This is a genomic window from Corynebacterium sp. HMSC055G02, from assembly GCF_001809065.1.
GTDB classification, from domain to species: Bacteria; Actinomycetota; Actinomycetes; order Mycobacteriales; family Mycobacteriaceae; genus Corynebacterium; species Corynebacterium jeikeium_D.
Genome location: NZ_KV795653.1, coordinates 1 through 25771, shown reverse-complemented (window position 1 = coordinate 25771; position 25771 = coordinate 1). Strand labels below are relative to the sequence as shown.

Here is a 25771-nt window from a genome sequence, read left to right as displayed (position 1 = left end):
CAACATGTAAACACTCGAAGGAGCCGTCGCGGTCGTGAGCGCAGAAGATCTAGAAAACTACGAGGCCGACGTTGAACTATCCCTGTACAAGGAGTTCCGCGATGTCGTTAGTCAGTTTTCGTACGTTGTTGAGACGGAGCGCAGGTTCTACCTTGCTAATGCTGTGGAGCTGATTCCGCACAACAGCGAAAACGAGGTCTATTTCGAGCTGCGGATGTCGGATGCGTGGGTGTGGGATGTCCATCGCCCGGCTCGGTTTGTCCGCTACGTGCGCGTTATCACTTTCAAGGATGTCAATATCGAGGAACTGGATAAGCCGGACTTGCGACTGCCGTAGGTTATCGTCGCCTGTCATCGCATGTTATGGCTAGCTGCTAACAGTTATCCACAGTCGAAAAATTATCCACAGTTAGGGCCCTCTGAGCATTTATCGGAGGGCCTTTGTCATGCCCGCTGTGCAAGAGTGTTTCCGAACCGCCAAGGCGGCAAAAGTCTAGGCAGTAAACCGCCAAGGCACAATTCAACGGGGAACCAGGGGGACCGGGGCTATGACACAGAGCTTTGAAGAACTAACCACAAGACAGCTCGGCGCGTTTGGGGAGGATTTCGTTGCTGAGATGTTGGAGGATCAGGGGTGGGAAGTTATTGCTCGGAATGAGCGGGTGGGGCGCTATGAGCTCGATCTTATTGCTGAAGATGTTGACGGCAGGCTGCATTTTGTGGAGGTAAAAACGCGGCGCAGCTCGCGAAGTAGTCAGTTTGGGGACGGCAGAGAGTCCATCACAGCAGCCAAGCTTCGTCATTTGCGCAAGGCGGCGGGACAGTGGCTGTCAGAGAGTTCTACCTACTGGTTAGAGTCCGTAGTTATCGACTGCGCAGAAGTCACAGTGTCCAGCCCTTCGTCCGGTCCTCCAGTCGTTGCAGTTACGTACATTCCCGCAATCAGCGACGCAATCATGTGGGACTGCTAGATGACTGTCGGTACAGCTCTTGCAGTCAGCCTCAGCGGCATTGAAGGAACTATTGTGCAGGTGGAAGCCGATGTTGGGCGTGGCTTGCCGGGAATGTATATCGGTGGGCTCGGCGATGCCGCCGTCGGAGAAGCCAAACATCGCGTGCGCACGGCGGTTGCTAACTCGCAGTTGCCCTGGCCGAAGACAAAAGTCGTGGTGAGTCTGTCGCCGGCGCATATCCGCAAGCACGGCACTAGCTTTGACCTCGCCATCGTCTGCGCCATCCTTATCGCAACCAGCGATGACATGGAGGCCCGAGGTCGTCTCCGCCACACGGTTCTCATTGGCGAACTTGGGCTCGACGGTTCCATTCGCCCGGTGCGTGGAGTGCTGCCGCAGGTCCTTGCCGCCCGCGAGGCAGGTGCCCGTTGGGTTGTCGTCCCCGCCGCCAACGCCGCCGAGGCCGCGCTCGTCGACGGCATCGCAGTCTGCACCGCAGCCGACCTCACACAGCTATGGGGCTGGGTACTCACCGGCTCAGGTTTGACGACCGCGCTTAACGACGACCCCAGCGAACAAGCCTTCTCGGTAGACCTGGCCGATGTCGATGGCCAACCTGAGGCCCGCTTCGCCCTCGAGGTAGCCGCAGCAGGTGGGCACAATCTGTTCATGCAGGGTTCTCCGGGAACTGGGAAGTCCATGCTCGCTGAGCGCTTGCCCACAATTCTGCCGCCATTGCAGAAGTGGCAGCAGCTGGAGGTCACCGCGCTGCATTCGGTGGCCGGAGCGCTCGATACTGCGGACACTCTTATTCAACATCCGCCGTTTGTGGCTCCACATCACAGCGCGACTGTGGCAGCGTTAGTCGGCGGCGGTGCTGTGCCCAAGCCCGGCGCGATTAGCCTTGCCCACCATGGGGTGCTGTTCTTGGACGAAATCACCCTCATGCGCCCGGCGGTATTGGATGCGTTGCGGATGCCGATGGAAAACGGGGTGGTCGTCCACCTGCGTACGCACCATCGAGTGACCTTTCCGGCGAGAACACAACTAGTCATGGCGACCAATCCCTGTCGGTGTGGGGCGGCGTATGCCAGCGAATGCACCTGTTCTAGTACCGAGCGAGCCAAGCATGGTCGCGCATTATCGGGCCCGCTACGCGATCGCATGGATCTCAACGTCACGCTCAGTCCTGCCGGGGCCAAGCTGGGAATTAAAAACAAAGCACACAATGAGCCCTCCGCGGCCGTTCGCGATCGGGTACAGGCCGCACGTGACCGTGCCCGACATAGGTGGCAGGCCCTGGGGCTTGCCGACGAAGCAGCCGTCACCAACGCGAGTGTGCCACGCTCGCTTCTCCGTCGTCACGCGGGCTTAGACGAAGAAGCGATGGCGTTATTGGACTTCCAGTTGAGGAACGGAGAGATTACCCAGCGGGGAGTGGACAAAGTAATCGCAGTGGCGTGGACGCTCGCAGACCTCGGGGGAGTAGACGCGTTTACCTTCGAGCACGTGCAACGTGCCTGCCAGCTGCATGACCGCGAGGGCGGCTAATACAACCGAACCACTATCAAGGGGGAGAAATGGACGAAATTCACGCGTGGGCTTACCTGAATCGTGTGATAGAGGCGACGCATCCGCAGATTGTGCGGCTCGTGACGGAGTTTGGGCCGGTAGAGGTAGCAGAGAGGATCAAGGCTCGCGCCGGGCTGCCGGAAGGTCTGCTCAATACGACGCAGGCACGGGCCGACGTTGACCAGAGCGGCCACGATTTGGAGCTGGCGGCAGCGATGGGGTGGCGTCTTATTTATCCGGGGCACCCAGAGTGGCCGGGGGAGCTGCTGTCCTGCTTTACGACGCTCGAAGTCCGTGACCGCGCCGATGCACCACCACTTGCGCTGTGGGTGCGTGGCCGTGACTTGCGGGACGTGGTCAGTGAAGCGGTGGCGATTGTCGGAACGCGGATGGCCAGCAGCTACGGGACACAGGTGGCGGCCCAATTCGCGGGGCAGTTCGCGAATGCGGGGGTTAGTGTCATCAGTGGTGGTGCGTTGGGTATTGATGCCGCGGCGCATCGAGCTGCGCTCGACGCTGGCGGCACTACGGTTGTGGTCGGAGCCGGTGGTGTAGGGGTTGACTATCCGCGGGCGCATGCAGAACTCTTCGACGGGATTGCAGAGCGGGGTGCGCTGATTACGGAGTATCCACTGGGGGTGCGACCTGCGCGGCATCGGTTTTTGACTAGGAATCGTCTGGTAGCGGCCCTATCGCGAGCAACCACAATCGTCGAGGCGGGCTGGCGTTCAGGGGCGCGCAACACAGCGCACTGGGCAGTGAGGCTAAACAAGCCCTTGGGAGCAGTGCCGGGACCGGTGACGCTGCAAACTACCTCTGGCTGTCATGACCTAATCCGCAGTGGCGAGGCTGTCCTGGTGTGTAGTGCCGATAATGTGCGGTCGCTGTATCGGTCAGTTGGCACAGTGAACGAGGATGCTCAGCTTGAATTGTTGTGGGAAAAGTCGGCGGTGCAGAAGCTTTCTCGAAACGAGCTCGCTGTCTACGACTCTCTGAATTCTGCGGAGCCAACGCCGGTGGGAGAAGTCGCATCGCAGGCGGGATTGGCCGTGGCGCTTACGACACATTTGTTGCTGGAGCTGCAGGGACAGGGGCTGACCAGTCGGGTGGAGGGGGGGTGGTTGCGCCAGGAACAGAAGCGTTAGTGAGGCGCTAATAAAGCCTTCTGCAGAGAATCTCGAAAAAATCTTGAATTAGGTATTGCAATTCTCTGTACGCTCAGTAATATAGGCAAGGCAAGCCTAAGTAACTGTTACGGAAACGGGCTTGTGACATGGGTGAGGCAATAGGGCAGTGGCTCTGGCGAAAGTCGGAGTCACTGCCTTTTTCCGCTGTCTGGTGAGGTCTCGCGGTGTGCATCTACTAAGGTCAGAACCGTGAAGCGCGCAACCAATAACGACGACAGGACTGAGCTGGATCTCGGGTTATCCGCCAATATTGAGGCCGTGCTCATGGATTTTCTCGATGAGCTGACTTATTCCCGCAGACTCTCTGACGCAACCGTCCGTGCCTATCGAGCCGATCTCATCCCCCTCCTCGCCGGCCTGGACCACATCAGTGAACTCTCCACCCCTGTCATCCGTGCGCACCTCGGCGCGAAGCATGCGGAGGGTGCTGCGCGGTCATCGCTGGCTCGCTTAACGACGTCCATTCGCCAGTTCTGTAGTTGGCTCGTAGCTCGGCAAATTCTCGATGCTGATCCGTCGCTGCGGCTGTCAACGCCGAAGAAACATCAGCATCTTCCGGAAGTGCTCTCGCCGGAGAGGGTTGAGGAGGCAATCGAGAAAGTCTCATCCGAGGACAGCGCAGTTGCGGCTCGCGACTTGGCCATTGTGGAACTGTTGTATGCCACCGGGATGCGTGTAGAAGAGCTGTGCAAGGCCGACGTCTCAGATGTGGACTTTTCCCGCCACATCATCTCGGTAGTGGGTAAGGGGAACAAGCAGCGCATCGTGCCCTTCGGTGCACCAGCGGAGGCGGCACTCAAAGGCTGGCTCCAGGTGCGTGGAAGCTTTCATGCTTCCGCACAGGCCGAACATGCGCTTTTTCTCGGTGTGCGTGGAGGTAGATTGAATCCTCGTCAGGCGCGCCGAGTTATTCATAAATGGGCTGATGTTTCACCGCATGCTCTCCGACATTCTGCGGCCACGGCCATGGTGGAAGGTGGCGCTGACTTGCGTGTGGTGCAGGAGATGCTCGGTCATTCGAGTCTGGCGACCACGCAGATTTATACCCACGTCTCAGCGGATCGTCTCCGTGAAGTACATAAGCGGGCACATCCGCGCGCTTAATTGCGCAGGGTTGTTTAATTGCGTACAGGCTTGAGCACGATTGGTCTCCGCTGTATCAAATCCAGTGGGTTGAGATAGTCTTTGCCGCGCAGTGCGCCCCAATGCAGGCCCGGTTCGGGATGTTTGGCGTTGACCACAAGATGACCAATCACCTGGCCAGCGGCCACGTGGTCTCCCTTTTCTAACGCGGTATCTATGGGCTGATAGGTTGTGCGGATGCCATCGGCGTGCATGATTGACACGGAAGTCATTCCGGCGATCGAACCGGCGAAATGCACCACACCGGGAGCTGAGGCGCGGATTGGCTGGCCCGGGGAGGCGTTCAGGTCTACTCCGCGATGTCCAGGCTGCCAGCGTTTTTCCGGTGGGGTGTAGAAGCGTAGAACTTTGCCGTGCACAGGGAAAGTATGCGTAATAGCGGATATTGGCTCGCCGGTAGCTGCAGGTGGGCTTGGGGGTGTTGTTAGCGCGACAGCGAGCACGAATAGCGCTAATGTGCGCATTAGCGAGCGCCTGAAACTCTGCTTGGTTGTCATGCGCGATAGTGTGGCGGACGCTACACCCGTCGACAAGCGGCAGTGCATTGCAAACGGTTCTAGCTGTGGATGACTTTTTGTCCTGTGGATAGCAGGGCGTGTCAGATATTGCGACCTGCGCGATGTATCAGATAAGATTACGCTCGCGGTGTCTGCCTTAATGGGCGGTCATTAGCACAAAGACTACGCGCGCGACCCATTCCGGCTGGTTCACGGGTGCTCGGCAGGATATCTGTCGGGTGTGAGGCAGCGGGGGAGCGCTAGGGCACAGGGAAAGCCTGTGCGTGAACTGTAACCACCTATATCGGATAAGAAAGGAAGGGAAGCAGCCGCAGCCCTAGTCAGGCTGGACGTGAGGATCTTCCCTGAATATGACATGGCTGTTGTATCCATGCGAGAACTGCTCGATGCAGGTGTCCACTTCGGTCACCAGACCCGTCGTTGGAACCCGAAGATGAAGCGTTTCATCTTCACCGAGCGCAATGGCATCTACATCATCGACCTGCAGCAGACCCTGACCTACATCGACGAGGCTTTCGAGTTCGTCAAGGAGACTGTCGCTCACGGTGGCAACATCCTGTTCGTCGGTACCAAGAAGCAGGCTCAGGAAGCCGTTCAGAACGAGGCAGAGCGCGTTGACATGCCGTACGTCAACCACCGCTGGCTCGGCGGTATGCTGACCAACTTCGCCACCGTTTCCAAGCGCCTGGCTCGCCTGAAGGAGCTTCAGGCAATGGACGCTGCTGAGAACGGCTACGAGGGTCGCGGCAAGAAGGAAATCCTGATGCTGACCCGTGAGCGCACCAAGCTGGAGCGCACCCTGGGCGGTATTCGCGACATGTCCAAGGTTCCGTCCGCACTGTGGATTGTTGACACCAACAAGGAGCACATCGCTGTCTCCGAGGCTAAGAAGCTGGGCATTCCGGTTGTTGCCATCCTGGACACCAACTGCGACCCGGATGACGTTGATTTCCCGATCCCGGGCAACGACGACGCAATCCGCGCTGCTTCCGTGCTGACCCGCATCATCTCCACCGCTGTTGAAGAGGGCCGCAAGGCTCGCGCTGAGCGCGAGGCCAACGCTGCTCGCGAAGCAGCAGGCGACGCTCCGATCGAGTCCGCCGCTGAGAACACCGACCAGGCTGCAGAGATGGACGCCGAGGGCTCCGCTGCAACTGAGACGGCATCCGCTGAGTAAAGCTGAACTTTCTAACCACCACAAGTTCTAACCACCACAAGGAGGAACGCCCAGCATGGCGAATTTCACTGCTGCTGACGTCAAGAAGCTCCGTGAGCTGACCGGCTCCGGCATGAAGGCTTGTAAGGACGCACTCGTCGAGACCGACGGCGATTTCGACAAGGCTGTCGAGATCCTGCGCATTAAGGGCGCAAAGGACGTCGGCAAGCGTGCAGAGCGCACCGCTGCCGAGGGCCTGATTGCTGTTTCTGGTAACACCATGGTCGAGGTCAACTCCGAGACCGACTTCGTTGCCAAGAACCAGGAGTTCATCGACTTCGCCAACAAGGTCGCCGACGCTGCCGCAGCAGTCAAGGCAAACTCCCCGGAAGAGCTCGCAGCAGCTGACCTCGACGGTCAGACCGCAGCTGAGGCTACCCAGGAGCTCTCCGCAAAGATCGGTGAGAAGCTGGAGCTGCGTCGCGCTGCTACTCTCGAGGGCGACAACATCGCTGTCTACCTGCACCGCCGTGCAGCAGACCTGCCGGCAGCTGTCGGTGTTCTGGTTGCTTACACCGGTGAGGGAGAGGGCGCTGCAGAGACTGCTCACGCAGCAGCTATGCAGGTTGCCGCTCTGAAGGCTCAGTACCTGTCCCGCGAGGATGTCCCGGCTGACCGCGTCGAGGCAGAGCGCGCTGTCTACGAGAAGATTACTCGCGAAGAGGGCAAGCCGGAGCAGGCTATCGCCAAGATCGTCGAGGGCCGTCTGAACGGCTTCTACAAGGACGTTGTTCTGCTGGAGCAGCCGTCCGTCGCTGACAGCAAGAAGACCGTTAAGCAGCTCATGGAAGAGGCTGGCGTTACCCTGACCGGTTTCGTCCGCTTCGAGGTTGGTCAGCACTAATTCGCTGTAATTTGTGCTCTAACCTCTAGCTGCTAGCTAGTGTGAATGCCCCATCCGATTGCTTCGGGTGGGGCATTTTGCTGCCATGTTGCAGACAATGCGGAGCGTCAAGTGTGCCTTGCTGTCGTGACCGGGTAGACTCGTCTGCGACTTTTTAAACGGTGTGAGAAAGGTGCATGGTCATGGCAGAATCTGTCGAGCGCAATGGCTTCAAACGTGTGATGCTCAAGCTCGGTGGTGAGATGTTCGGTGGCGGCAAGGTTGGCGTTGACCCGGACGTGGTGCAAAACGTTGCCCGACAGATTGCGGAAGTTTCCCGAAAGGGCGTCGAGGTCTGTGTCGTCATTGGCGGAGGTAACTTCTTCCGTGGCGCACAGCTTCAGCAGCGCGGCATGGACCGCGCACGCTCTGACTACATGGGCATGCTGGGCACGGTCATGAACTGCCTGGCTCTGCAGGACTTCCTCGAGCAGGAGGGCGTGGACTGCCGCGTTCAAACTGCAATCAACATGGCACAGGTCTCGGAGCCGTACCTGCCGTTGCGTGCTAAGCGCCACCTGGAGAAGGGCCGCGTGGTCATCTTTGGTGCAGGTATGGGTATGCCGTACTTCTCCACCGACACCACCGCCGCCCAGCGCGCCCTGGAGATCGGCTGCGAGGTACTGCTGATGGCCAAGGCCGTTGACGGTGTCTACACGGCCGACCCACGTGAGGTGCCGGACGCAGAGCTGTTCGACGACATCACCCACCGTGAGGTTCTGGAACGCGACCTGCGCGTTGCGGATGCCACCGCTTTCTCCCTGTGCATGGACAACAACATGCCGATTCTCGTGTTTAATCTGCTTACCGACGGAAACATTGCGCGCGCGGTAGCCGGTGAGCAAATCGGTACTCTCGTCCACAGCTGATAAATTTGTTCGTAATACGTTCTTTCCACAGAGCGCTCTAGAACTATCTAGAACCCGCGTAGAAACCCGAGGTTAAAAACACAATGATTGATGAAGTCCTGCTTGACTGTGAAGAAAAGTACGGTAGCTCCGTAGAACACTGCCGCGAGGAGCTGACCCACATTCGCACTGGCCGTGCGAACCCGGCAATGTTCAACGGCGTTATTGCGGAGTACTACGGTGTTCCGACTCCGATTACCCAGATGGCTACCATTTCGGTTCCAGAGCCGCGCATGCTGCTGATTAAGCCGTATGAGCTGAGCGTCATGGGCGACATCGAAAACGCGATTCGCAACTCCGACCTGGGTGTGAACCCGACTAATGATGGCCAGGTCCTGCGCGTAACTATCCCGCAGCTGACCGAGGAGCGTCGTCGTGAGATGGTTAAGGTCGCACGTTCGAAGGGCGAAGACGCCAAGATCGCGATTCGCAATGTCCGTCGTAAGGGCATGGAAACTCTGAAGAAGATTCAGAAGGACGGCGATGCTGGCGAGGACGAGGTGCAGGCAGGCGAAAAGGAGCTGGACCAGGTCACCAAGAACTACGTCGAGCAGGTGGACTCCTTGGTTGAACGCAAGGAAGCGGAATTGATGGAGGTTTAGGCCTTCATATTCAACCGGGAGAGGGGATTTGAGGCGCCAATGCCAACGTCGAAGCCAGCGTCCAATAAGGAACGTGTTCTAGACGAACTACGGCTCATTAAGCCACGCAACTCAGCAGGTCGGAACCTGCCGGTTGCAATCACGGTGGGCGTAGCACTTGGTGCAGTCGTCATCATCGGCTTGCTACTGGGGGCGCTCGCCTGGACCGTTCTGGTCGCCGCGGCGGTTGGTCTCGCAACCTGGGAGGTCTGCGAGCGGCTCCGTGAGTCCGATTGGCAGGTCCCTCGCCCGGTATTGATTCTCGGCGGACAGCTGATGGTGTGGTTGTCTGCCTACTGGGGGATTGACGGTTTGGTCATGGGCCTGGCCGCGACTCTGATGCTCTTGCTGGTCGTTCGTCTGTTCTTACACGGGATGGCCGAAGCACCACGGAACTGGCTGCGGGATGTCGCAGTCGGTGTTTTCGTGATGATGTGGATTCCGTTCTTTGCCGCGCTAGCAGTGCAGCTGGTACGCATGGACAATCCCTGGGGAGTTGATCCGCGTCTGGTCATTGTGACCTTCATGATTGGGGTTATTTCAAATGACGTCGGAGGCTATGCCGCTGGTGTAATGTTCGGAAAGCATCCGATGGCCCCAAAGGTAAGCCCTAAAAAATCCTGGGAAGGGTTCGGCGGCTCTCTTGTACTCGCCACCATTACTGGAGCGCTCTGTGCGATCTTTATGTTGCACGCGCCGTGGTGGCAGGGCATCGTGCTGGGCATCGCCCTGGTTATCTCGGCTACGCTTGGTGACCTGATGGAGTCCCAGTTCAAACGAGATCTGGGGATTAAAGATATGTCCTCGATTTTGCCGGGCCACGGCGGTCTGATGGACCGCCTGGATGGCATGCTGCCATCAGCCGCGATGACGTGGCTGATATTGCAGCTATTCAGCCTAGTTTAATTCGGCTGGTTCAATCGGCCTTTAGTTGCCGCCCTTACGAATCTGGCGGCGCAGATCAAACATTCGCCAGCCACCGATGAGTGCGGTGATGAGGGCGCCGAGGATGGCAGCGAACAGCATTCCGACGCCGACTGGGAAGTTCCAGGTCCAGCCGAACAGGTTTAGTGCGGTCTCCTGCTGATTCTGCAGAATGAACACCAGCAGTACGATCAGCAAAACTGCACTGATGACCAGGCCAATCCACATAGAGCCCGCAGTGGTCTTTTTCACCTTACGCTGGCCAGGGGCGGGCGCTGGCTCCGGTGCGGAGTCCTTCTCTGTCGGCGCGTCAACGACTGGCTCTGGAAGGTTGTCCTGCTCAGGTGCAGGAGCCACGGAATCATTTGGGGAGTACGACGGAACGTCGTCGAAAAGCGGACTGTCGTTATTCGGCTGATTAGCGTTAGTCATACCTATCATTCAACACGTTTTGGCAGGTATGTACCACTTATAAAGGTTCACTTAGTTGCGGCTGCCGAGTCACTCATTAGGCCAAAACCGTCATTACATGCGAAAATGGGTGTCATCATGGCATCTTCACTTCCAATCGTTCTTAAAGCTCCACGTCGCGGCATGCCCGCGACCCATTTTGCGGACCTCGATGTTGAGGAACGGAAGGCTGCGGTCAAGGAACTGGGCCTGCCGGCCTTCCGTGCCGATCAGATTGCCCGGCACTATTACGGTCGGCTTGAGGCTGACCCTATGACGATGACTGACCTGCCAGAAGCAGATCGTCAAAAGGTCAAGGACAGTCTCTTCCCACCTCTGTTGACTCCCGTTCGCCACATCACCTGTGATGACGGCGAGACTCGTAAGACTCTGTGGCGTGCAGGTGACGGTACGCTGCTGGAATCCGTGCTGATGAAGTACCCGGGGCGTGCGACCCTCTGTATTTCCTCACAGGCCGGTTGCGGTATGGCATGCCCATTCTGCGCGACGGGGCAAGGCGGTCTGCAGCGTAATCTCTCCACCGCGGAGATTGTCGACCAGGTGCGTGAGGCCGCTGCCACTATGGCAGCTGAGGGCGGTCGTCTGACCAACATCGTATTCATGGGCATGGGCGAGCCGCTCGCGAACTACAATCGTGTTCTCGCCGCCGTCCATCGCATCACGCGGCCCTCGCCGGAGGGATTTGGCATCTCGATGCGCAATGTCACCGTCTCTACGGTTGGTTTCGCGCCGAATATCCGACGGCTTGCCGACGAGTACCTGTCAGTAACTCTCGCGGTGTCTCTGCATACTCCGGATGACGAGCTTCGCGACGAGCTGGTACCGATCAACAATCGCTTTACAGTGGCCGAGGTACTCGATGCAGCTCGCTACTACGCAGACAAGACAGGCCGTCGCGTATCTATTGAGTACGCTTTGATTCGCGATATTAACGACCAGGATTGGCGTGCAGACCTGTTGGGTAAGAAGCTCCACAATGCTCTGGGCTCACGTGTCCACGTCAACCTAATCCCGCTCAACCCAACTCCGGGTTCGATGTGGGACGCCTCCCCGAAGAAGCAGCAGGAGGAGTTCGTCCGCCGCGTACAGGCCCAGGGGGTACCGTGCACGGTCCGCGATACCCGTGGCAACGAGATTGCGGCAGCGTGTGGTCAGCTGGCGGCTGAAGAAGTTTAGTCGCTGAATAGCAAAAATCCGCACCGAATTCGGTGCGGATCTTTTTGTGCGCTGTAGCGCTATAGAGCTGTCGCTATAGAGCTGTTAGGCCAGACTTTCTGCAAAAGTGGCTAACTCTACTGGTTCTGTCCTTCCGGCAGGCGGTTCCAGGAGCGCAGCTGAGAGTCGGTCAGGTTAGCGTAGACACCAGTGCCGTTAACCTGGTCACGTGCCCACTCCGGCTCAATGTGGCCTTCCGGCTTGTTGTGACCGGTAACGGTGCGGACCTGAGAACCCTGCGGGGCGAACAACTGCAGCAGCAGGCCAATAGCAATCAGGGCGGCGATGGCGACCAGCCACCAGTTCTCGACGTTGCCCTTGTGGTTACCAATGGTCATACCCAGCAGGAAAATCACGGAAATCCAGCCGGCCTTCTGCATAGCGCTCTTGCTAATGCCGTGCCAGCCCCACTTCGCCGACGGCTCGTCGAGGGTGCTGACGCCGCGGTAAATCTCTTCCTTTGGCTCGTGGTTGCTCACTTGAAAGTCCTCCTGTAAACACTTTCGGCGAATTGCACTCTATATGCACTTCAGTCTATCTGCGATTTTGCTGAAAGCGACTGAGCGCATTTTCAGACAATCTTGAGTATCGGGTGTAAGGATACCTTAGAACTTGCTGAAATTGGGACTTCGCCCGGCCGGAAACTCTCCGCCGGTGTGCTCGTTTGCCCAAAGTGGGGGTAGGGTGAGCACTCGTGACATTTCTTCTTGGAGTTTTACTCTTCGCAATCGGCATCGCGGTGACAATCGCCCTTCACGAATGGGGCCATCTCACCGCAGCTCGACTGTGTGGAATGCAAGTGCGTCGGTACTTCATTGGTTTCGGCCCAACGCTGTTTTCCTTCAAGCGGCATCACGCTGCGGCAGGAGGGCATGACACCGAGTATGGAGTAAAGGCAGTTCCGTTTGGCGGATTCTGCGACATCGCAGGTATGACCGCTATGGATCCAATCGATCCTGCCGAAGAACCCTACGCCATGTACAAGAAGCCGTGGTGGCAGCGCATTATCGTGATGCTCGGTGGGGTGGCAATGAACCTCATCGTTGGATTCATCATTCTTTACTTCATTGCCGTGACGTGGGGTTTGCCCAACATGGGTAAGGAAATGGCGCCACGCATTCAGGCGGTGCAGTGCGTCTCGCCGGCACAGCGTGCCGACGGCACGCTGGAGCCCTGCACTGGTTCCGGTCCTGCAGAGCGCGCAGGGCTACGTGCCGGAGATGTGATTGAGAAGATCAATGGCACCAAGATCACGTCCTACCCCGAGGCTGTGTCGCTTATTGGCAGCTCTGCAGGTGGCGACATCAAAATGACCATCGACCGCAATGGCACCTCCGAGACGGTCACGGTCACCCCGGAAGTCGTCAAGCGCAAGACTAACGACGGGCAGGACATCGACCAGCCAGCAATTGGTATCGCCTTCCAGCGACCAGAGACCATCCTTCACGAGTACAACGCAGTGACTGCCATCGGCGGTGCGGCCAGCTTCACAGGCAGCCTTTTCGGGGCGGTTTGGAACGGGCTGCTCTCCATTCCGGAGAAGGTTCCCGGCGTGGTCGCCTCTATCTTTGGTGCTCAGCGTGACCCGGCCAGCCCAATGAGTGTCGTCGGCGCGTCGCGTGCCGGTGGTGAATTGGTGGAGATGAACCAGTGGCCGTCATTCTTTCTGTTGCTGGCTAACCTCAATTATTTCCTGGCCGTGTTCAACCTCGTGCCGTTGCCGCCACTCGACGGTGGCCACATCGCCGTTGTTATTTATGAGCGCATCCGCGACCTGATTCGCAAGGCATTCGGTAAGCCTGCGCTTGGGCCTGCCGATTACACCAAACTCATGCCAATTACTATGGCCTTTACCGCAGTTTTGCTGGTCTTCGGCGTTCTGGTTATGGCTGCTGACGTGGTCAATCCAATTGTGCTGAACCGCTGATAGCAGGTTGCGGCGCGCCAGCGTCGTCGTAAAGCAAAGCGGTGCTAACGTCAGCCCACATGGAACAAACTTCGCGCCGCAAGCCCCTGCTTCGCAGTATCTCGGCTGTGGCAATCACGGGTCTGGTGTTGTCATCCGCCGCGTGTACGCCGCGGCCTGACACCGGGCGCGAGGTGCTTGAGGAATTCCTTGGGGCGCTGGCGGGAGGGGATGTCGCTAAGGCGGCGGCGCTGACCGATCATCCGGATTCCGCTGAGGGGGATCTGAATGCGGCCACCGACGGCCTTCAGCCGGAGGGGCTTGACTATGAAATCGAGGGTATCGATACCAGCTCGAATCAGTCCTCGGCCGAAGTCACCATGAATTGGCAGCTGCCGCATCAGCGACGCTGGGGATATGACACCACTTTCACACTGACCAAGACTGAGACTGGGCAACGGGATTGGGCATTGCGCTGGTCGCCAGCATCCCTGCATCCACAGCTGGGGCGTAACCAACACCCAGAATTGCGCACTATCGCAGCTCCACGTCCGTCTGTGGTTGGCTCGGACGGTGCGGCCTTGCTCGAGCCAGGGACTGTGCACCGGGTAATTCTCCATCGTGATGGGGCGGAGAATGTGCAGTCGTCGATTAACCGGGCGGCGACGGTCATCAATAATGAAATGCCGGAAGACGGTCCGAAGCTTGACGCACGCGCTGTGGGGGAGCAGGCGAGCGGCGGAAGGGGTAATTTTTCGCTGATCGTGTTGCCGGCATCCACGCCACAGCGTGTCAAAGATGATCTCGCTGACATTGATGGAATTTCGGTTAACGATGAAGCCGCTATGGTGCGACCCGACCCGGGGTTCGCGCCCGATTTGATGAGCCGCGTGGAAAGACTAGTGGACACCGGTGATCACGGTGCCGATGGCTGGAATATCGTGGCGGCCAACGAGGGCGGAGCCGTCGTCGGCACCCTCTATGAGGTGTCTCCGGATGTAGCGCCGGCGGTGCAGGCATCAATTAGTAAAAAGGTGCAGGACGCAGCGCAAAAGGCCGTCGATACGCGGCAAGATGCTAAGGCAATGCTGGTGGCTGTGCAGCCGTCTACGGGCAAGATTCTGGCGGTAGCACAGACAGCGGAAGCAGATAAGGACGGCGACCTTGCGCTGATGGGACAGTTCCCGCCGGGATCGACGTACAAGATTGTTACTGCCGCCGCAGGTGTGCAGCACGAGGGGCTAAATGCGGGATCGACTGTGCCGTGCCCAGGTTCGATGGAGATCGGGCCGCGTATTGTCACCAACTACAACGGAAGTGGTGTCGGGAATACCTCGCTGAGCGATGCGTTCGCGCGGTCTTGTAACACCACGTTTGGCAACATCTCTCACAAGTTGGAGCCAGGGCAGTTCAAGGAGGAGTCCAAGAACTTCGGCATCGGCATCAACTATCACATCGCGGGCCTCGACACTATTACCGGCAGCGTGTCTGATGGCAGTGATGAAGTCGAGCGTATCGATGCGGGCTATGGGCAGGGCAATGACTTGACCAGCCCGTTTGGCATGGCGCTGGTTTCCGCGACGGTGGCGGCCGGACGCACTCCGACACCGTCACTCGTGCCAAGCGCGGGAACCTGGCAGTCGCAGGTATCAAAGCCACTGCCGCCTGAGGTTTTGAATGAGGTTCGCACACTCATGCGGGCGGTGGTGACCTCTGGTACTGGTTCGGCCATTGCCGGTCGAGGTGAAGTTTATGCAAAGACCGGTGAGGCCGAGTACGCTGGCGGCTCCCACGCTTGGTTTACTGGCTACCGCGATGATTTGGCCTTTGCCACGCTTATCGTTGGCGGTGGTGGTTCGGAGCATGCCGTGGCGATTACCGATGCCTTCTTCGCCAATATGGATGAAGGTTCAGGAGACGAGGGCTAGAGCATTTCTGGCTTCGAAACCGGCACAGGCCGAAAGGCTAATCCGGGGGTAGGGGTAGAGTATGTTCCATGACTCAGCGTTCTCCACTTACTCAGCAAAAGTCCACGCCAATTCGCACTGTTCCGGCACATATTGAACGGCCGGAGTACGCCTGGAAGGACGAGGTTCAGGAAGGCGTCGGCGAGCCGCTGGTACAGACTCCGGAAGATATTGAAAATATGCGAGAGGTCTCTCGCATTGCTGCCAACGCGTTGGTGGAGGCCGGCAAGGCCGTAACTCCGGGCGTGACCACGGATGAGATTGACCGGGTGGTGCACGAGTACCTGTTGGATCACGACACCTACCCGTCCACGCTGGGGTACCGCGGTTTCGAGAAGTCGTGCTGTGTGTCTCTCAATGAGATTGTCTGCCACGGTATTCCGGACACTCAGGTTATTGAAGACGGCGATATCGTCAATGTCGACGTCACCGGATACAAGAACGGCGTCCACGGTGACACCAACGCGACTTTCCTCGCGGGCAATGTCTCGGAGGAGCACCTCCAGCTAGTGGAGCGCACTTACAACGCCACCATGCGCGGCATTAAGGTCATCAAGCCGGGCCGTGAGATTAATGTCATCGGCCGCGTAATCGAGTCTTACGCTAAGCGTTTTGGATACAACACCGTTCGGGACTTCACCGGTCACGGTGTCGGTACCACGTTCCACAATGGTTTAATCGTTCTCCACTACGATGAGCCGAGCCAGGACACCATTTTCGAGCCGGGCATGACCTTGACTGTTGAGCCGATGATTAACCTTGGTGAGCTGCCGTACCACATCTGGGATAATGGCTGGACTGTGCAGAATGATGACTTCAAGTTCACCGCCCAGTTCGAGCACACGGTGCTGGTGACCTCCGACGGCTATGAAATCCTCACTCTGCCGGATGAGCAGAACGTGCCAGGTCAGTTCCAAACTGGTTGGAAGCCCGAGGCCTAACCCGTGCAGGCCCCTGCAGCTCTGATTGCCGGCTGCACCTCAGATGCCGGTAAGTCGGTTCTGGTCGCCGGCATGTGTCGGCTGCTCGCGCGCCGCGGCGTGAAGGTCGCACCCTTCAAAGCACAGAACATGTCCAACAACTGCGCTGTCACGCTTGACGGCGGCGAGATTGGGCGCGCGCAGGCTCTGCAGGCGCTCGCCTGTGGGCTGGAGCCGGATGTCTCCTTTAACCCGGTGCTTCTCAAGCCGGGCTCGGACCACACTAGTCAGGTGGTGGTGAAGGGCAAAGCCGATGGGCATGTGAGCGCTCTGACGTACCGGTCGCGTCGAAAAGCGTTGCGCGGGGTAGTCGCGGAGACATTGGAAGAGCTGCGGGGGCAGTTCGATGTCGTCCTGTGCGAAGGCGCTGGTAGTCCTGCCGAGGTCAATCTGCGAGAGTCAGACATCGCCAACATGGGCTTGGCAGAGCTCGCTGATTTGCCGGTTGTGGTCGCCGGCGACATCGACCGCGGTGGGGTGCTTGCACATTTCGTCGGCACGCATGCAATTTTGAGCCCCGAAGACCGCGCGCGGATTACCGGTTTTATCGTCAACAAGTTCCGGGGCGATGTTTCGCTGTTGACACCGGGATTGGACGTGGTGCGCGAGCACACCGGCGTGCCCGTACTCGGCGTAGTGTCTTTTATTCCGGGGCTGTGGATCGATGCGGAGGATTCGCTCGGCACAGTCGCTGGTGCGTCGGTAGGGCCGGCGAACGCACCGCTGGGTACGGAAACGTTGTCCGTGGCCGCCATTCGCTTGCCGCGCGTGTCCAACGCCACCGATATCGAAGCGCTTGCCTGTGAACCAGGGGTACACGTGCAGTGGACGGTCGATCCGTCGGTCGTTGCTCGCGCCGACCTGGTCGTGTTGCCCGGGACGAAGTCGACGGTCGCCGATCTCAAGTGGTTGCGCGAGCGTGGGCTTGACGACGTACTGGAGAACCGAGCCGCCCGAGGGCTGCCGCTGATTGGCATCTGCGGTGGGTTCCAAATGCTCTGCACCACCATCACTGACTCGGTGGAGTCGGTAGCCGGGACAGTGAACGGGCTTGGCGTGTTCGATACCGACATTGAATTCGCGGGGACGAAGACGCTGGTGAGCCACCCGGATGGCTCTTACGAAGTCCACAATGGACAGGTTGTGCGAAGCAGCGAGGCGCCTTTTATCACTGAGCCTGAAGAAGGGGCGCGGCGTGGCATGGTGATGGGCACGCACCGCCACGGCTACCTGGAAAATGATCAGGCGCGCCGTGAGTTGCTGATGGAAGTTGCAGTTGCCGTCGGTCGGGACGGCTTTGAGGTCAGTCCTAATACTTCGTTTGCCGGAGAACGGCTGCTGCAGGTCGACCTGTTGGCCAATGCAGTCGAGAAGTACCTGGCTGGGCCCGCATTGGCCCAGGCCACAGGTATTGAACAGCTGGGCTAGTTATCGAACTCCAGGCCCAGGATTGCGTTTTCAATCAGCTCTGGCAGTGCTGGGTGGATCCAGTGCTGGCCCTTGACAACTTCGCGCACATCCATTTCGAAGCTCATCATCTGGATGCACTGCTGCACTAGGGTGGCAGCCTGCTCGCCGATGAAATGCGCACCCAGCAGGCGGCCGGTGGAGCGGTCCGCAATCAGTTTAGCGAAGCCGTCGCGATCCTCCAGCGCCCAGCCGTAGGCGACATCGCCGTAGTTCTGTACCTTCACGGTAATCTCCGTGCCATTTTCCGCAGCCCAGGCGCGAGCTTCATCCTCGGTCATACCGACCTGACCAATCTGCGGATGTGAGAAGACTGCCGACGGAATGTAGCGGTGGTCAAATTCGCGCAGGTCCGACGGGTTCAGCACGTTGTGGAAGACAACCTTGGCCTCATGGTTGGCAATATGCTTCAGCTGGTACGGGCTAGAGACATCGCCCAGCGCCCACACACCTTCGGCAGAGGTGCGGCCGTTCTGGTCAACCTTGATGCGACCATCGTCGTGCATCTCCACACCACCGGCTGCAAGGTCCATACGGTCACCGTTGGGAATGCGTCCGGTTGCCACGAGCAGGGCATCGGCTGCGATCTCCGTGCCGTCGTCAAGCGTGGCCGTGACGATCTCGCCCTCCTGGGAGAGTTCAGTGATGGAGGTGTTCATGCGGATGTCAATGTCGCGGGCGGCAACCTCGTGGAAGCGCTCGGAGATAGCGGCGTCTGAGCCACGCAGCATGACATCGGAGCGCACCAGCATGTGCACCTTCGTACCGAAGGAGGCGAAGACGTGCGCGAACTCGCTAGCGATGTAGCCGCCGCCGACGACGATCATTTCGCGCGGGAGCTTGTCGACGCGCATGATGTTCTCGTTGGTGTAGTAATCGACCCCGGAGTCTGCGATGAGGCCCGGAACGTGAGGGCGGGAGCCTGCAGCGATGATGATGTTGTCGGCTGTGATGTCGACGGTTTCCTCGCCGATGCCAGTGCGAATAGTGCGGCGGCCGACGAACGTTGCGTGCCGGTCGTAGACATCGATATTGGGAGTCTCGTCCCCGCGGCGGTATGCCTCGCCGCCGTCGGCAATCTGGTCGACGCGCTGGGCAAAAACGCGATCCTGGATTTGCTTGAGATCAACGGAGTCGAAGGTGCCGTGCACACCCAGGCGGCTGGCCTCGCGGATGTTGCGGGCGGCATCAGCGGCCAGAACGAACATCTTGGTGGGAATACACCCAACGTTGAGGCAAGTACCGCCGAAGCGTCCTTCCTCCACCAGAGCGATACGGACATTGTCGTAGGCTGGGGCTGGAATGGAATTGCCGGACCCGGTTCCGATAATGATGACGTCGTAGTGGCGTGGGGTAGTCTCAGGCGAATTCTCAGTGGTCACAAGCACTCCTAGCATTCTGGTCAAACTAGTTTGGTTCAACCGTACTGAATGCTGATTTATTCCGAGTTCCTATTCTGTGCTCCTATTTTGAGCTGTCTCCTGGATTGACTGTGGCAAGGAACTGAAAGGTCTCATTAAAAGCGCGGTCAAGTGCTTCGGGTGCGGAAAGGTAGACGTCATGGAGAGCACCCGGAATCGCGACGTTGCGAGCCTGCGGTCCCAAGTGGGCAGTGGCATCGGCAATTTGCTCAGTGTTGAGGACAGAGTCAACGCGGCTGTGCTCCGGTGTGTAGTCGGAGCCGAGAAGGTAGTTGTCCGAGTGGAGGACGAGCGTCGGCACGCCGGTATCGATACCGCGGCTGACACGTTGCTGGCCGACGATGATGGCATTGAGCCAACGCCAGTTCTTGTCATGGCCAGCCAGCGGCTTGAAAGTGCGGTTGTACTCCCAACGCCCCTGGTGGTCGGCGCTAATGGATTTTCCATAGCCGCCCGCAGACTGCACTGGAATAAGACTGTTGGGGCGAATCCGCGACATAACACGAGTCACCAGCGAGTACACGGGAGCCTTTGCCCGGGAAACGTGCAGAGCCAGCCACGGTGAGTTCAAGACGGCAGCCGTGACGGAAATATTGGGTGCTTGCGGGCAATGGCCGCCTGTGCTTCGTAACCAATCGAGCCAGAGCACGGCAATGAGACCACCAGTGGAGTGCGCATTAACAGTGACAGTTGTATGACCGGCGTGGTCTAACACTGCGAGTGCCCTGTTGAGATCCTCGAAGTAATTCGTCAGATCGCTGCAGCCATGCCAAGTCTGCCCAGGTTGGTGCGCGCGCCCGCACTTACGCAGGTCAATAGCGTAAAAGGCGTAGCCTTCGGCGTGGTACCGTTCCGCTACGTGCTTCTGGAAGAAATAGTCCGACATCCCGTGAATCCATAGAACCGCCGGACGTTTTTGGAAGTCGCTTGCCGACGAGTCGGGGCAGTAGCGGACCAATACCGCGTGTACGGATCCCTCACCGTCGGGGTCCTGGCCGAGTTCGATGACATGTTGGCTGTAGTCTTCGCCTAGGTTATCGGGGTTAAAGGTGGGGGTAACGAAATCGGGAATATCGGTAGTCACAGGGTCAAGCCTAGCGCCGATTACCGGGGGTAGTGGGAATGTGTGCCACAATAGATTATGGACTGAGACGGTAGCTCTCTTTTGCGTCTTTAGTTGTGTGCGCGCATGTGAGCGAGCGCTAGTTTGAATCACTAATCAAGTTAGTAAGGATGTTGACAGCAAAATGGCTGATAACAAGCTTCCTGCTTCCAGTGGCGACGAGGTAGACGTCGTCCTCATTGGTGCAGGTGTAATGAGTGCGACGCTGGGTGTGCTGCTCAAGGAGCTCGAGCCATCCTGGTCACAGGTTCTGTTCGAGCGTCTCGATCAGCCCGCCAAGGAGTCTTCCTCCCCGTGGAACAACGCTGGCACCGGCCACTCTGCTCTGTGTGAGCTGAACTACACGCCGGAGAAGAACGGCAAGGTCGATGTCACCAAGGCTAAGCTCATTAATGAGCAGTTCCAGGTTTCCCGCCAGCTGTGGACCTCGCTGATTGAAAACGGCACCCTGACTGACCCGAAGGAATTCATCAACCCAGTTGATCACACCACCTTCGCTCAGGGTCCGGAGCAGATGGCGTTCATGCGTCGTCGCTATGAGGCACTTGAGAAGGAGCCACTGTTCCACGGTCAGGAGCTCATTGAGGATCCGGACCGTTTCGCTGAGTACCTTCCGCTGATGTCCGAGGGTCGTGACTTCTCCAAGCCGGTCTCCGCTATTCGTAACCCGAATGGTACGGACGTTAACTTCGGTGCACTGACCAAGCAGTACCTGGCCGCACTGTCCGATATGGGTACTGAGATTCGCTACGGACACGAGGTCACCGGTCTGAAGCGCGACGGTTCCAAGTGGATCGTCACCGTGAAGAACCTGCACACCAAGGACGTTCGCACCCTGGTTGCCAACTTCGTATTCGTCGGTGCCGGCGGTGACGCACTGCCGCTGCTGCAGAAGGCTCGTATTAACGAGATTCGCGGTTTCGGTGGCTTCCCGGTCTCCGGTCAGTGGCTGCGCTGCACCAACGAGGAAGTCATTGCTAAGCATGACGCCAAGGTCTACGGTAAGGCTTCCGTCGGCACGCCGCCGATGTCCGTTCCGCACCTGGACACCCGTGTTATCGACGGCAAGCGCGGCCTGCTCTTTGGCCCGTACGCCGGTTGGAACATGAAGTTCCTCAAGAACGGTAACAACCTGGACCTGATTAAGTCCCTGCGTCCGGCCAACCTGCCGTCCATGATGGGTGTTGGTGTCCAGGAGATGGGGCTGACCAAGTACCTGATTACTGAGGTTCTGAAGGACTTCGACGCACGTATTGAGTCCCTGCGTGAGTACGTCCCGAACGCTCGCCCAGAGGACTGGGAGCTGATCGTCGCTGGTCAGCGCGTCCAGGTCATTAAGCCGATGAAGGCTCCGGTCTTCGGTACCCTCGAGTTCGGTACCGCGGTCATCAACTCGTGGGACGGCACCATTGCCGGCCTGATGGGTGCATCCCCGGGCGCTTCCATCGCTCCGGCCGTGATGATCAGCCTGATTGAGCGCTGCTTCGGTCGCCACATGGGCAAGTGGGCTCCGAAGCTGAAGGAGCTCGTCCCGTCCTACGGTACGCACCTGGCTGATGACCCGGCTCTGTTCAAGGAGGTCTGGGAGGCTTCCCAGAAGGCCCTGAAGTTGGAGCGCTAGTAACTCGCTGAAGAGCTTCAAAGAGTTCAATTAAGCCAACATTGTTCTACCCCGCTGTGAGCCATCCGTTCGCAGTGGGGTAGAACTGTGCTTATGGAAAAAATCACGTCAGCGACCACTGCACAAACAGAGCCCACTTTTCCTTTTACTGCGATCGTCGGGCAGCAGCGACTACAGCTTGCGTTGATTCTGACCGCGCTATCCCCGGAGATTGGTGGTGTCGTCATCCGCGGTGAGAAGGGCACAGCGAAGACCACTACGGTCCGCGCGTTGGCGCCATTTCTCAGCGGATCGTTGGTAAACCTGCCACTCGGCGCTACGGAAGATCGAGTCGTAGGCTCCATCGATGTGGAGACCGTCCTGACTACCGGACACGCACAGTTCAACCCGGGACTACTCAGCGCGGCTGACGGTGGCATTCTCTATGTCGACGAGATCAACCTGCTGCCGGATCATCTCGTTGACTCCGTTCTCGATGCCGCAGCCACCGGTCGCGTGGTTGTTGAACGCGATGGCATCTCGCACTCCGCAACCTCCAGGTTCGTGTTGGTCGGCACGATGAACCCGGAAGAGGGCGAATTGCGTCCCCAGCTTCTCGACCGCTTTGGTCTCGCCATCGACGTCACCGCATCCAAGGATCCGGCTGTCCGCGCGGAAATCGTCGCCCGCCGCCTCGACTTTGACGCCGACCCGGAGAGCTTTGTCACGCGGTTCGCCGCCGACGACGAGGCACTGCACGCCCGCATCGATCGCGCGCGCGCACTGCTTGACGACGTCGAATTGACCCCCAACATTCTTGGTCAAATTGCCACAGTGTGCGCTGCTTTTGATGTGGACGGGATGCGTGCCGACATCGTCATTGCACGTACCGCCCGCGCTCACGCTGCCTGGCGAGTAGCCGGGGACGAGTCGGCGCAGCCGGCACCCGGCAATCCAATTGAGATCACTGCTGAAGACATTAAGGTAGCTGCGGAAATGGCACTGCCGCACCGTCGTCGCCGTGACCCCTTTGATGAACCAGGACTGGACCAGGAACAGCTCGACGATGCTCTGCAGGATGCAGAGGAGCAGTTCCGAGATGACCAGAATCAGCCAGAGTCGGATTCGGAGACCTCAGACCAGCCCGAAGTCAAACCTGAGAAGCCCTCCCAGTTCGACTCCAACTCCGAACCTCAGGAGCCACAACAGTCGAATTCCTCGGGATCGAAGGGAGGTCGCGCCGCTGAAGGCGCCCCCTTTCGCCGTTCGTAAAATCAGCGTTGACGGTGTCGGCCAAGGGGATTCCGGTCGGCGTTCCAAGGCCATTGGCCCGCGGGGCAGCACCATTGGTGCCGAGCGGGGAGGCCATGGTCTCCACGTGCCGGCGACAGTGCTGGCGGCGGCCAATCGTGGCGCCCGCATGGGCGACTCCATGATTCCCCTGGAACCGGAGGACGTTCACGGCGCTATTCGACAGGGAACTGAGTCCAATCTGGTCGTCTTTGTCGTGGACACCTCGGGTTCCATGGCAGCACGCGACCGTCTGGCAGCCGTCACCGGCGCGGTCACATCGCTGCTGCGTGATGCCTACCAAAGCCGCGATAAAGTCGCTGTCGTTACTTTCCGCGGAAATAACGCCGAATTAGTTTTACCGCCGACGAAGTCTATCGACACCGCAGTACGTCGCCTCGCAGATGTCCGCACTGGTGGCCGAACTCCATTGGCCGAAGGATTGCTGAAGGCACACGAAGTGGTAGTTCGGGAAGCCCATAGGGAGCCCACACGGCGCGCAATCATGGTCTTGCTCTCCGACGGCCGAGCAACGGGTAAAAATGGCCTGCAGCAGGCGAGGGCTGTGGCCGCAAAGATCCGTCGTCAAGCGTTGGCGGCGACGGTGGTTATCGACTGTGAGCGCTCTCGCGTGCGGCTGGGGCTGGCACAGGAACTCAGCGTGGAATTGGGTGCGACCTGCATAAATCTCTCCGAACTCAATGCCGAAGCCGTGGCGGGCGTGGTCCATGCCTATCATCGAGACCATGGCACAAGGAAAGCTTGACCCCAAATCAATTCCCAACGATGGACTGACCACCAGGCAGCGTCGCATGATTCCGATTACTGCGGTGCATACGGGCCCAGGTAAGGGCAAGTCCACCGCGGCATTCGGTATGGCGATGCGCGCGTGGAATCAGGGGATGAATATCGGTGTCTTCCAGTTTGTAAAGTCGGCAAAGTGGAAGGTTGGCGAGGAAGCTGTCATGCGCCGGTTGGGCGAGCTTCACGACGACACGGGGGAAGGCGGCCCGGTCGAATGGCACAAGATGGGCGAAGGTTGGTCTTGGTCGCGTAAGCAGGGCACTGAGGAGGACCATGCGGCAGCTGCTGCCGAGGGATGGCAGGAGATTAAACGGCGCCTGGAAAATGAGGTGCACGACTTCTACGTCCTCGACGAGTTCACCTACCCAATCAAGTGGGGTTGGATTGATGTCGACGATGTGGTGGAGACATTGAGGAACCGTCCCGGCCGCCAGCATGTGGTGATGACTGGCCGCGATGCGGATCCGAAGCTCGTGGAGGTCGCGGATCTGGTGACGGAGATGACCAAGATTAAGCACCCGATGGATGTCGGACGTAAGGGACAAAAGGGCATCGAGTGGTAGCGCCTGGAATTGTCATCGCGGCGACAGCTTCAGGCACGGGAAAGACGACAATCTCCACGGGGCTGATGCGTGCACTGTCGCGTCGTCACGCGGTGGCACCTTTCAAAGTCGGACCCGATTATATTGATCCTGGCTATCACGGGGTAGCCGCTGGTCGTCCCGGGCGCAATCTGGATTCCTTTATGTGCGCGCCTGAGATGATTGGGCCGCTCTACGCACATGGAGCTGCCGACAGCGATATTGCGGTGGTCGAAGGGGTTATGGGGCTTTTCGACGGCCGCATTGGTGACGACCCGCTATCGGTGGAGGGCTCGACGGCTGAGATTGCCTCACTGTTGGGCCTTCCGGTGGTGTTGGTGATTGATGCCCGGCATATGTCGCAGTCGGCGGCGGCTGTTGTCCACGGTTTCTCCACGCTTCGCACTGACGTCCGTGTCAGTGGCGTGATTATTAATCAGGTGGGCAGCCCGCGGCATGCGGACATCATTACCCGTTCTGTGGAGGCCATGGGGGTCGAGGTGCTCGGCGCTATTCCGCGAGTGACTGATATTGAGGTGCCCAGCAGGCATTTGGGGCTGGTCACTGCAGTCGAGCAGGGTGAGCAGCTAGAAGCGGTCATTGAATCGATGGCCAACTTGGTGGAAACCTACATCGACATCGACCGGATTATCCAGCTTGCCCGGCAGCCCTATCCAGCTGAACCATGGGCCCCTGCACAGTTCGTTGCACCGCTGGCTCTTAATCGCCGCGTGCGCGTGGCGGTCGCGGCGGGTCCTGCGTTCTCGTTTACCTATGCAGAGCACCGTGAGCTATTGCAGGCCGCTGGAGCCGAGGTCGTGGATTTTGACCCATTGGTTGACGAACTGCCGGAAGCCGAAGGCTACATCGTGCCCGGTGGATTCCCGGAAGAGCATGCCGACGCGCTATCTATTCGTGATGACATTCGCCGCGATCTACGTCAGGCTGCCGATGATGGTGCGCTGATTCACGACGAATGCGCGGGGCTGCTCTGGCTGCTT

At 58.8% G+C, this 25771-nt stretch carries 25 protein-coding genes; 20 read left to right on the top strand and 5 right to left on the bottom strand.

Annotation, left to right across the window (positions count from 1 at the left end):
* The first annotated feature begins 34 nt into the window (after window positions 1–34).
* The 5 genes from HMPREF2547_RS05235 (at window position 35) to HMPREF2547_RS05215 (ending at window position 4816) form a co-directional block, all read left to right on the top strand.
* The gene (locus HMPREF2547_RS05235) at window positions 35–337 is read left to right on the top strand and encodes a DUF2469 domain-containing protein (protein ID WP_005509529.1); all 303 of its coding nucleotides are present in this window, start codon (window positions 35–37) and stop codon (window positions 335–337) included.
* A 211-nt stretch (window positions 338–548) separates the two neighbouring features.
* Window positions 549–971 (top strand): YraN family protein, encoded by a 423-nt coding sequence (locus HMPREF2547_RS05230; RefSeq protein WP_049194021.1) that lies wholly within the window; start codon window positions 549–551, stop codon window positions 969–971.
* Window positions 972–2504, top strand: a complete 1533-nt coding sequence (locus tag HMPREF2547_RS05225; RefSeq protein WP_049194022.1) for a YifB family Mg chelatase-like AAA ATPase — start codon at window positions 972–974, stop codon at window positions 2502–2504.
* A gap of 29 nt (window positions 2505–2533) precedes the next feature.
* Complete coding sequence (dprA, locus tag HMPREF2547_RS05220; protein WP_070604987.1) at window positions 2534–3670, top strand: DNA-processing protein DprA; 1137 nt, start codon at window positions 2534–2536, stop codon at window positions 3668–3670.
* 291 nt (window positions 3671–3961) lie between these two features.
* Window positions 3962–4816, top strand: coding sequence for a tyrosine recombinase XerC (locus HMPREF2547_RS05215; protein ID WP_049170927.1), 855 nt, complete (start codon window positions 3962–3964; stop codon window positions 4814–4816).
* A 14-nt stretch (window positions 4817–4830) separates the two neighbouring features.
* Here HMPREF2547_RS05215 and HMPREF2547_RS05210 read toward each other — a convergent pair whose 3' ends face one another.
* Entirely contained in the window at window positions 4831–5352 is a 522-nt protein-coding gene (locus HMPREF2547_RS05210; RefSeq protein ID WP_070429359.1) for a murein hydrolase activator EnvC family protein, read from the bottom strand.
* A 376-nt stretch (window positions 5353–5728) separates the two neighbouring features.
* On the opposite strand from HMPREF2547_RS05210, the gene rpsB reads away from it, so the two are divergent.
* From rpsB to HMPREF2547_RS05185, 5 genes are all read left to right on the top strand, one after another.
* Complete coding sequence (gene rpsB / locus HMPREF2547_RS05205) at window positions 5729–6550, top strand: 30S ribosomal protein S2 (RefSeq protein ID WP_038628671.1); 822 nt, start codon at window positions 5729–5731, stop codon at window positions 6548–6550.
* Window positions 6551–6605: 55 nt separating this feature from the next.
* The gene (tsf, locus tag HMPREF2547_RS05200; protein ID WP_048735543.1) at window positions 6606–7433 is read left to right on the top strand and encodes a translation elongation factor Ts; all 828 of its coding nucleotides are present in this window, start codon (window positions 6606–6608) and stop codon (window positions 7431–7433) included.
* 182 nt (window positions 7434–7615) lie between these two features.
* Window positions 7616–8341 (top strand): UMP kinase, encoded by a 726-nt coding sequence (pyrH, locus tag HMPREF2547_RS05195; RefSeq protein ID WP_070429358.1) that lies wholly within the window; start codon window positions 7616–7618, stop codon window positions 8339–8341.
* 83 nt (window positions 8342–8424) lie between these two features.
* The gene (gene frr, locus HMPREF2547_RS05190; RefSeq protein ID WP_038628675.1) at window positions 8425–8982 is read left to right on the top strand and encodes a ribosome recycling factor; all 558 of its coding nucleotides are present in this window, start codon (window positions 8425–8427) and stop codon (window positions 8980–8982) included.
* A gap of 39 nt (window positions 8983–9021) precedes the next feature.
* Window positions 9022–9927 (top strand): phosphatidate cytidylyltransferase, encoded by a 906-nt coding sequence (locus HMPREF2547_RS05185; protein WP_048735546.1) that lies wholly within the window; start codon window positions 9022–9024, stop codon window positions 9925–9927.
* 21 nt (window positions 9928–9948) lie between these two features.
* Here HMPREF2547_RS05185 and HMPREF2547_RS05180 read toward each other — a convergent pair whose 3' ends face one another.
* Window positions 9949–10377 (bottom strand): lipopolysaccharide assembly protein LapA domain-containing protein, encoded by a 429-nt coding sequence (locus HMPREF2547_RS05180; protein ID WP_070439607.1) that lies wholly within the window; start codon window positions 10375–10377, stop codon window positions 9949–9951.
* A 117-nt stretch (window positions 10378–10494) separates the two neighbouring features.
* Between HMPREF2547_RS05180 and rlmN the strand changes: the two genes are divergently transcribed.
* A complete protein-coding gene (gene rlmN, locus HMPREF2547_RS05175; RefSeq protein ID WP_049170933.1) occupies window positions 10495–11592 on the top strand; it encodes a dual-specificity RNA methyltransferase RlmN in 1098 nt (365 codons plus the stop codon).
* Window positions 11593–11708: 116 nt separating this feature from the next.
* Here the strand turns inward: rlmN and HMPREF2547_RS05170 are convergent, their stop codons facing one another.
* Window positions 11709–12110 carry a DUF2631 domain-containing protein gene (locus tag HMPREF2547_RS05170; protein WP_038628682.1) on the bottom strand — a complete coding sequence of 134 codons (402 nt, stop codon included), beginning with the start codon at window positions 12108–12110 and terminating at the stop codon, window positions 11709–11711.
* Between the two features lie 215 nt (window positions 12111–12325).
* On the opposite strand from HMPREF2547_RS05170, the gene HMPREF2547_RS05165 reads away from it, so the two are divergent.
* From HMPREF2547_RS05165 to HMPREF2547_RS05150, 4 genes are all read left to right on the top strand, one after another.
* The gene (locus HMPREF2547_RS05165; protein ID WP_070439605.1) at window positions 12326–13558 is read left to right on the top strand and encodes a M50 family metallopeptidase; all 1233 of its coding nucleotides are present in this window, start codon (window positions 12326–12328) and stop codon (window positions 13556–13558) included.
* A gap of 59 nt (window positions 13559–13617) precedes the next feature.
* Window positions 13618–15465: a penicillin-binding transpeptidase domain-containing protein gene (locus tag HMPREF2547_RS05160; protein ID WP_070439603.1), complete on the top strand. Its 1848-nt coding sequence runs from the start codon at window positions 13618–13620 to the stop codon at window positions 15463–15465.
* Window positions 15466–15533: 68 nt separating this feature from the next.
* Entirely contained in the window at window positions 15534–16445 is a 912-nt protein-coding gene (gene map / locus HMPREF2547_RS05155; RefSeq protein WP_049189666.1) for a type I methionyl aminopeptidase, read from the top strand.
* Window positions 16446–16448: 3 nt separating this feature from the next.
* Window positions 16449–17912 (top strand): cobyric acid synthase, encoded by a 1464-nt coding sequence (locus HMPREF2547_RS05150; protein WP_069358763.1) that lies wholly within the window; start codon window positions 16449–16451, stop codon window positions 17910–17912.
* On the opposite strand, the gene mtr is transcribed toward HMPREF2547_RS05150, so the two are convergent.
* Window positions 17909–19348, bottom strand: a complete 1440-nt coding sequence (gene mtr / locus HMPREF2547_RS05145; RefSeq protein WP_070429299.1) for a mycothione reductase — start codon at window positions 19346–19348, stop codon at window positions 17909–17911. The two genes, HMPREF2547_RS05150 and mtr, sit on opposite strands and share 4 nt — an antisense overlap.
* Window positions 19349–19415: 67 nt before the next feature.
* A complete protein-coding gene (locus HMPREF2547_RS05140) occupies window positions 19416–20456 on the bottom strand; it encodes an alpha/beta hydrolase (RefSeq protein ID WP_016422572.1) in 1041 nt (346 codons plus the stop codon).
* A 163-nt stretch (window positions 20457–20619) separates the two neighbouring features.
* On the opposite strand from HMPREF2547_RS05140, the gene mqo reads away from it, so the two are divergent.
* The 5 genes from mqo to HMPREF2547_RS05115 all read left to right on the top strand — a co-directional run.
* Window positions 20620–22116 (top strand): malate dehydrogenase (quinone), encoded by a 1497-nt coding sequence (gene mqo / locus HMPREF2547_RS05135; RefSeq protein WP_016422573.1) that lies wholly within the window; start codon window positions 20620–20622, stop codon window positions 22114–22116.
* Between the two features lie 93 nt (window positions 22117–22209).
* Entirely contained in the window at window positions 22210–23367 is a 1158-nt protein-coding gene (locus HMPREF2547_RS05130) for a magnesium chelatase ATPase subunit I (protein ID WP_070604983.1), read from the top strand.
* Between the two features lie 106 nt (window positions 23368–23473).
* Entirely contained in the window at window positions 23474–24151 is a 678-nt protein-coding gene (locus HMPREF2547_RS05125; protein WP_224784241.1) for a vWA domain-containing protein, read from the top strand.
* Window positions 24132–24752 carry a cob(I)yrinic acid a,c-diamide adenosyltransferase gene (cobO, locus tag HMPREF2547_RS05120; protein WP_042389270.1) on the top strand — a complete coding sequence of 207 codons (621 nt, stop codon included), beginning with the start codon at window positions 24132–24134 and terminating at the stop codon, window positions 24750–24752. The genes HMPREF2547_RS05125 and cobO overlap by 20 nt, the downstream gene beginning before the upstream one ends.
* A partial coding sequence (locus HMPREF2547_RS05115) for a cobyrinic acid a,c-diamide synthase CobB (protein WP_070605130.1) occupies window positions 24746–25771 on the top strand: 1026 nt, incomplete at its 3' end. The genes cobO and HMPREF2547_RS05115, both read left to right, overlap by 7 nt.

Bases quoted from the DNA above. Each gene is read 5' to 3' on its own strand.
- map (WP_049189666.1), top strand. From the start codon at position 15,534: ATGACTCAGCGTTCTCCACTTACTCAGCAAAAGTCCACGCCAATTCGC.
- HMPREF2547_RS05185 (WP_048735546.1), top strand. From the start codon at position 9,022: ATGCCAACGTCGAAGCCAGCGTCCAATAAGGAACGTGTTCTAGACGAA.
- tsf (WP_048735543.1), top strand. From the start codon at position 6,606: ATGGCGAATTTCACTGCTGCTGACGTCAAGAAGCTCCGTGAGCTGACC.
- HMPREF2547_RS05210 (WP_070429359.1), bottom strand. From the start codon at position 5,352: ATGACAACCAAGCAGAGTTTCAGGCGCTCGCTAATGCGCACATTAGCG.
- mqo (WP_016422573.1), top strand. From the start codon at position 20,620: ATGGCTGATAACAAGCTTCCTGCTTCCAGTGGCGACGAGGTAGACGTC.
- dprA (WP_070604987.1), top strand. From the start codon at position 2,534: ATGGACGAAATTCACGCGTGGGCTTACCTGAATCGTGTGATAGAGGCG.
- HMPREF2547_RS05230 (WP_049194021.1), top strand. From the start codon at position 549: ATGACACAGAGCTTTGAAGAACTAACCACAAGACAGCTCGGCGCGTTT.
- rpsB (WP_038628671.1), top strand. From the start codon at position 5,729: ATGGCTGTTGTATCCATGCGAGAACTGCTCGATGCAGGTGTCCACTTC.
- cobO (WP_042389270.1), top strand. From the start codon at position 24,132: ATGGCACAAGGAAAGCTTGACCCCAAATCAATTCCCAACGATGGACTG.
- frr (WP_038628675.1), top strand. From the start codon at position 8,425: ATGATTGATGAAGTCCTGCTTGACTGTGAAGAAAAGTACGGTAGCTCC.
- HMPREF2547_RS05180 (WP_070439607.1), bottom strand. From the start codon at position 10,377: ATGACTAACGCTAATCAGCCGAATAACGACAGTCCGCTTTTCGACGAC.
- rlmN (WP_049170933.1), top strand. From the start codon at position 10,495: ATGGCATCTTCACTTCCAATCGTTCTTAAAGCTCCACGTCGCGGCATG.
- pyrH (WP_070429358.1), top strand. From the start codon at position 7,616: ATGGCAGAATCTGTCGAGCGCAATGGCTTCAAACGTGTGATGCTCAAG.
- mtr (WP_070429299.1), bottom strand. From the start codon at position 19,348: ATGCTAGGAGTGCTTGTGACCACTGAGAATTCGCCTGAGACTACCCCA.
- HMPREF2547_RS05225 (WP_049194022.1), top strand. From the start codon at position 972: ATGACTGTCGGTACAGCTCTTGCAGTCAGCCTCAGCGGCATTGAAGGA.
- HMPREF2547_RS05130 (WP_070604983.1), top strand. From the start codon at position 22,210: ATGGAAAAAATCACGTCAGCGACCACTGCACAAACAGAGCCCACTTTT.
- HMPREF2547_RS05160 (WP_070439603.1), top strand. From the start codon at position 13,618: ATGGAACAAACTTCGCGCCGCAAGCCCCTGCTTCGCAGTATCTCGGCT.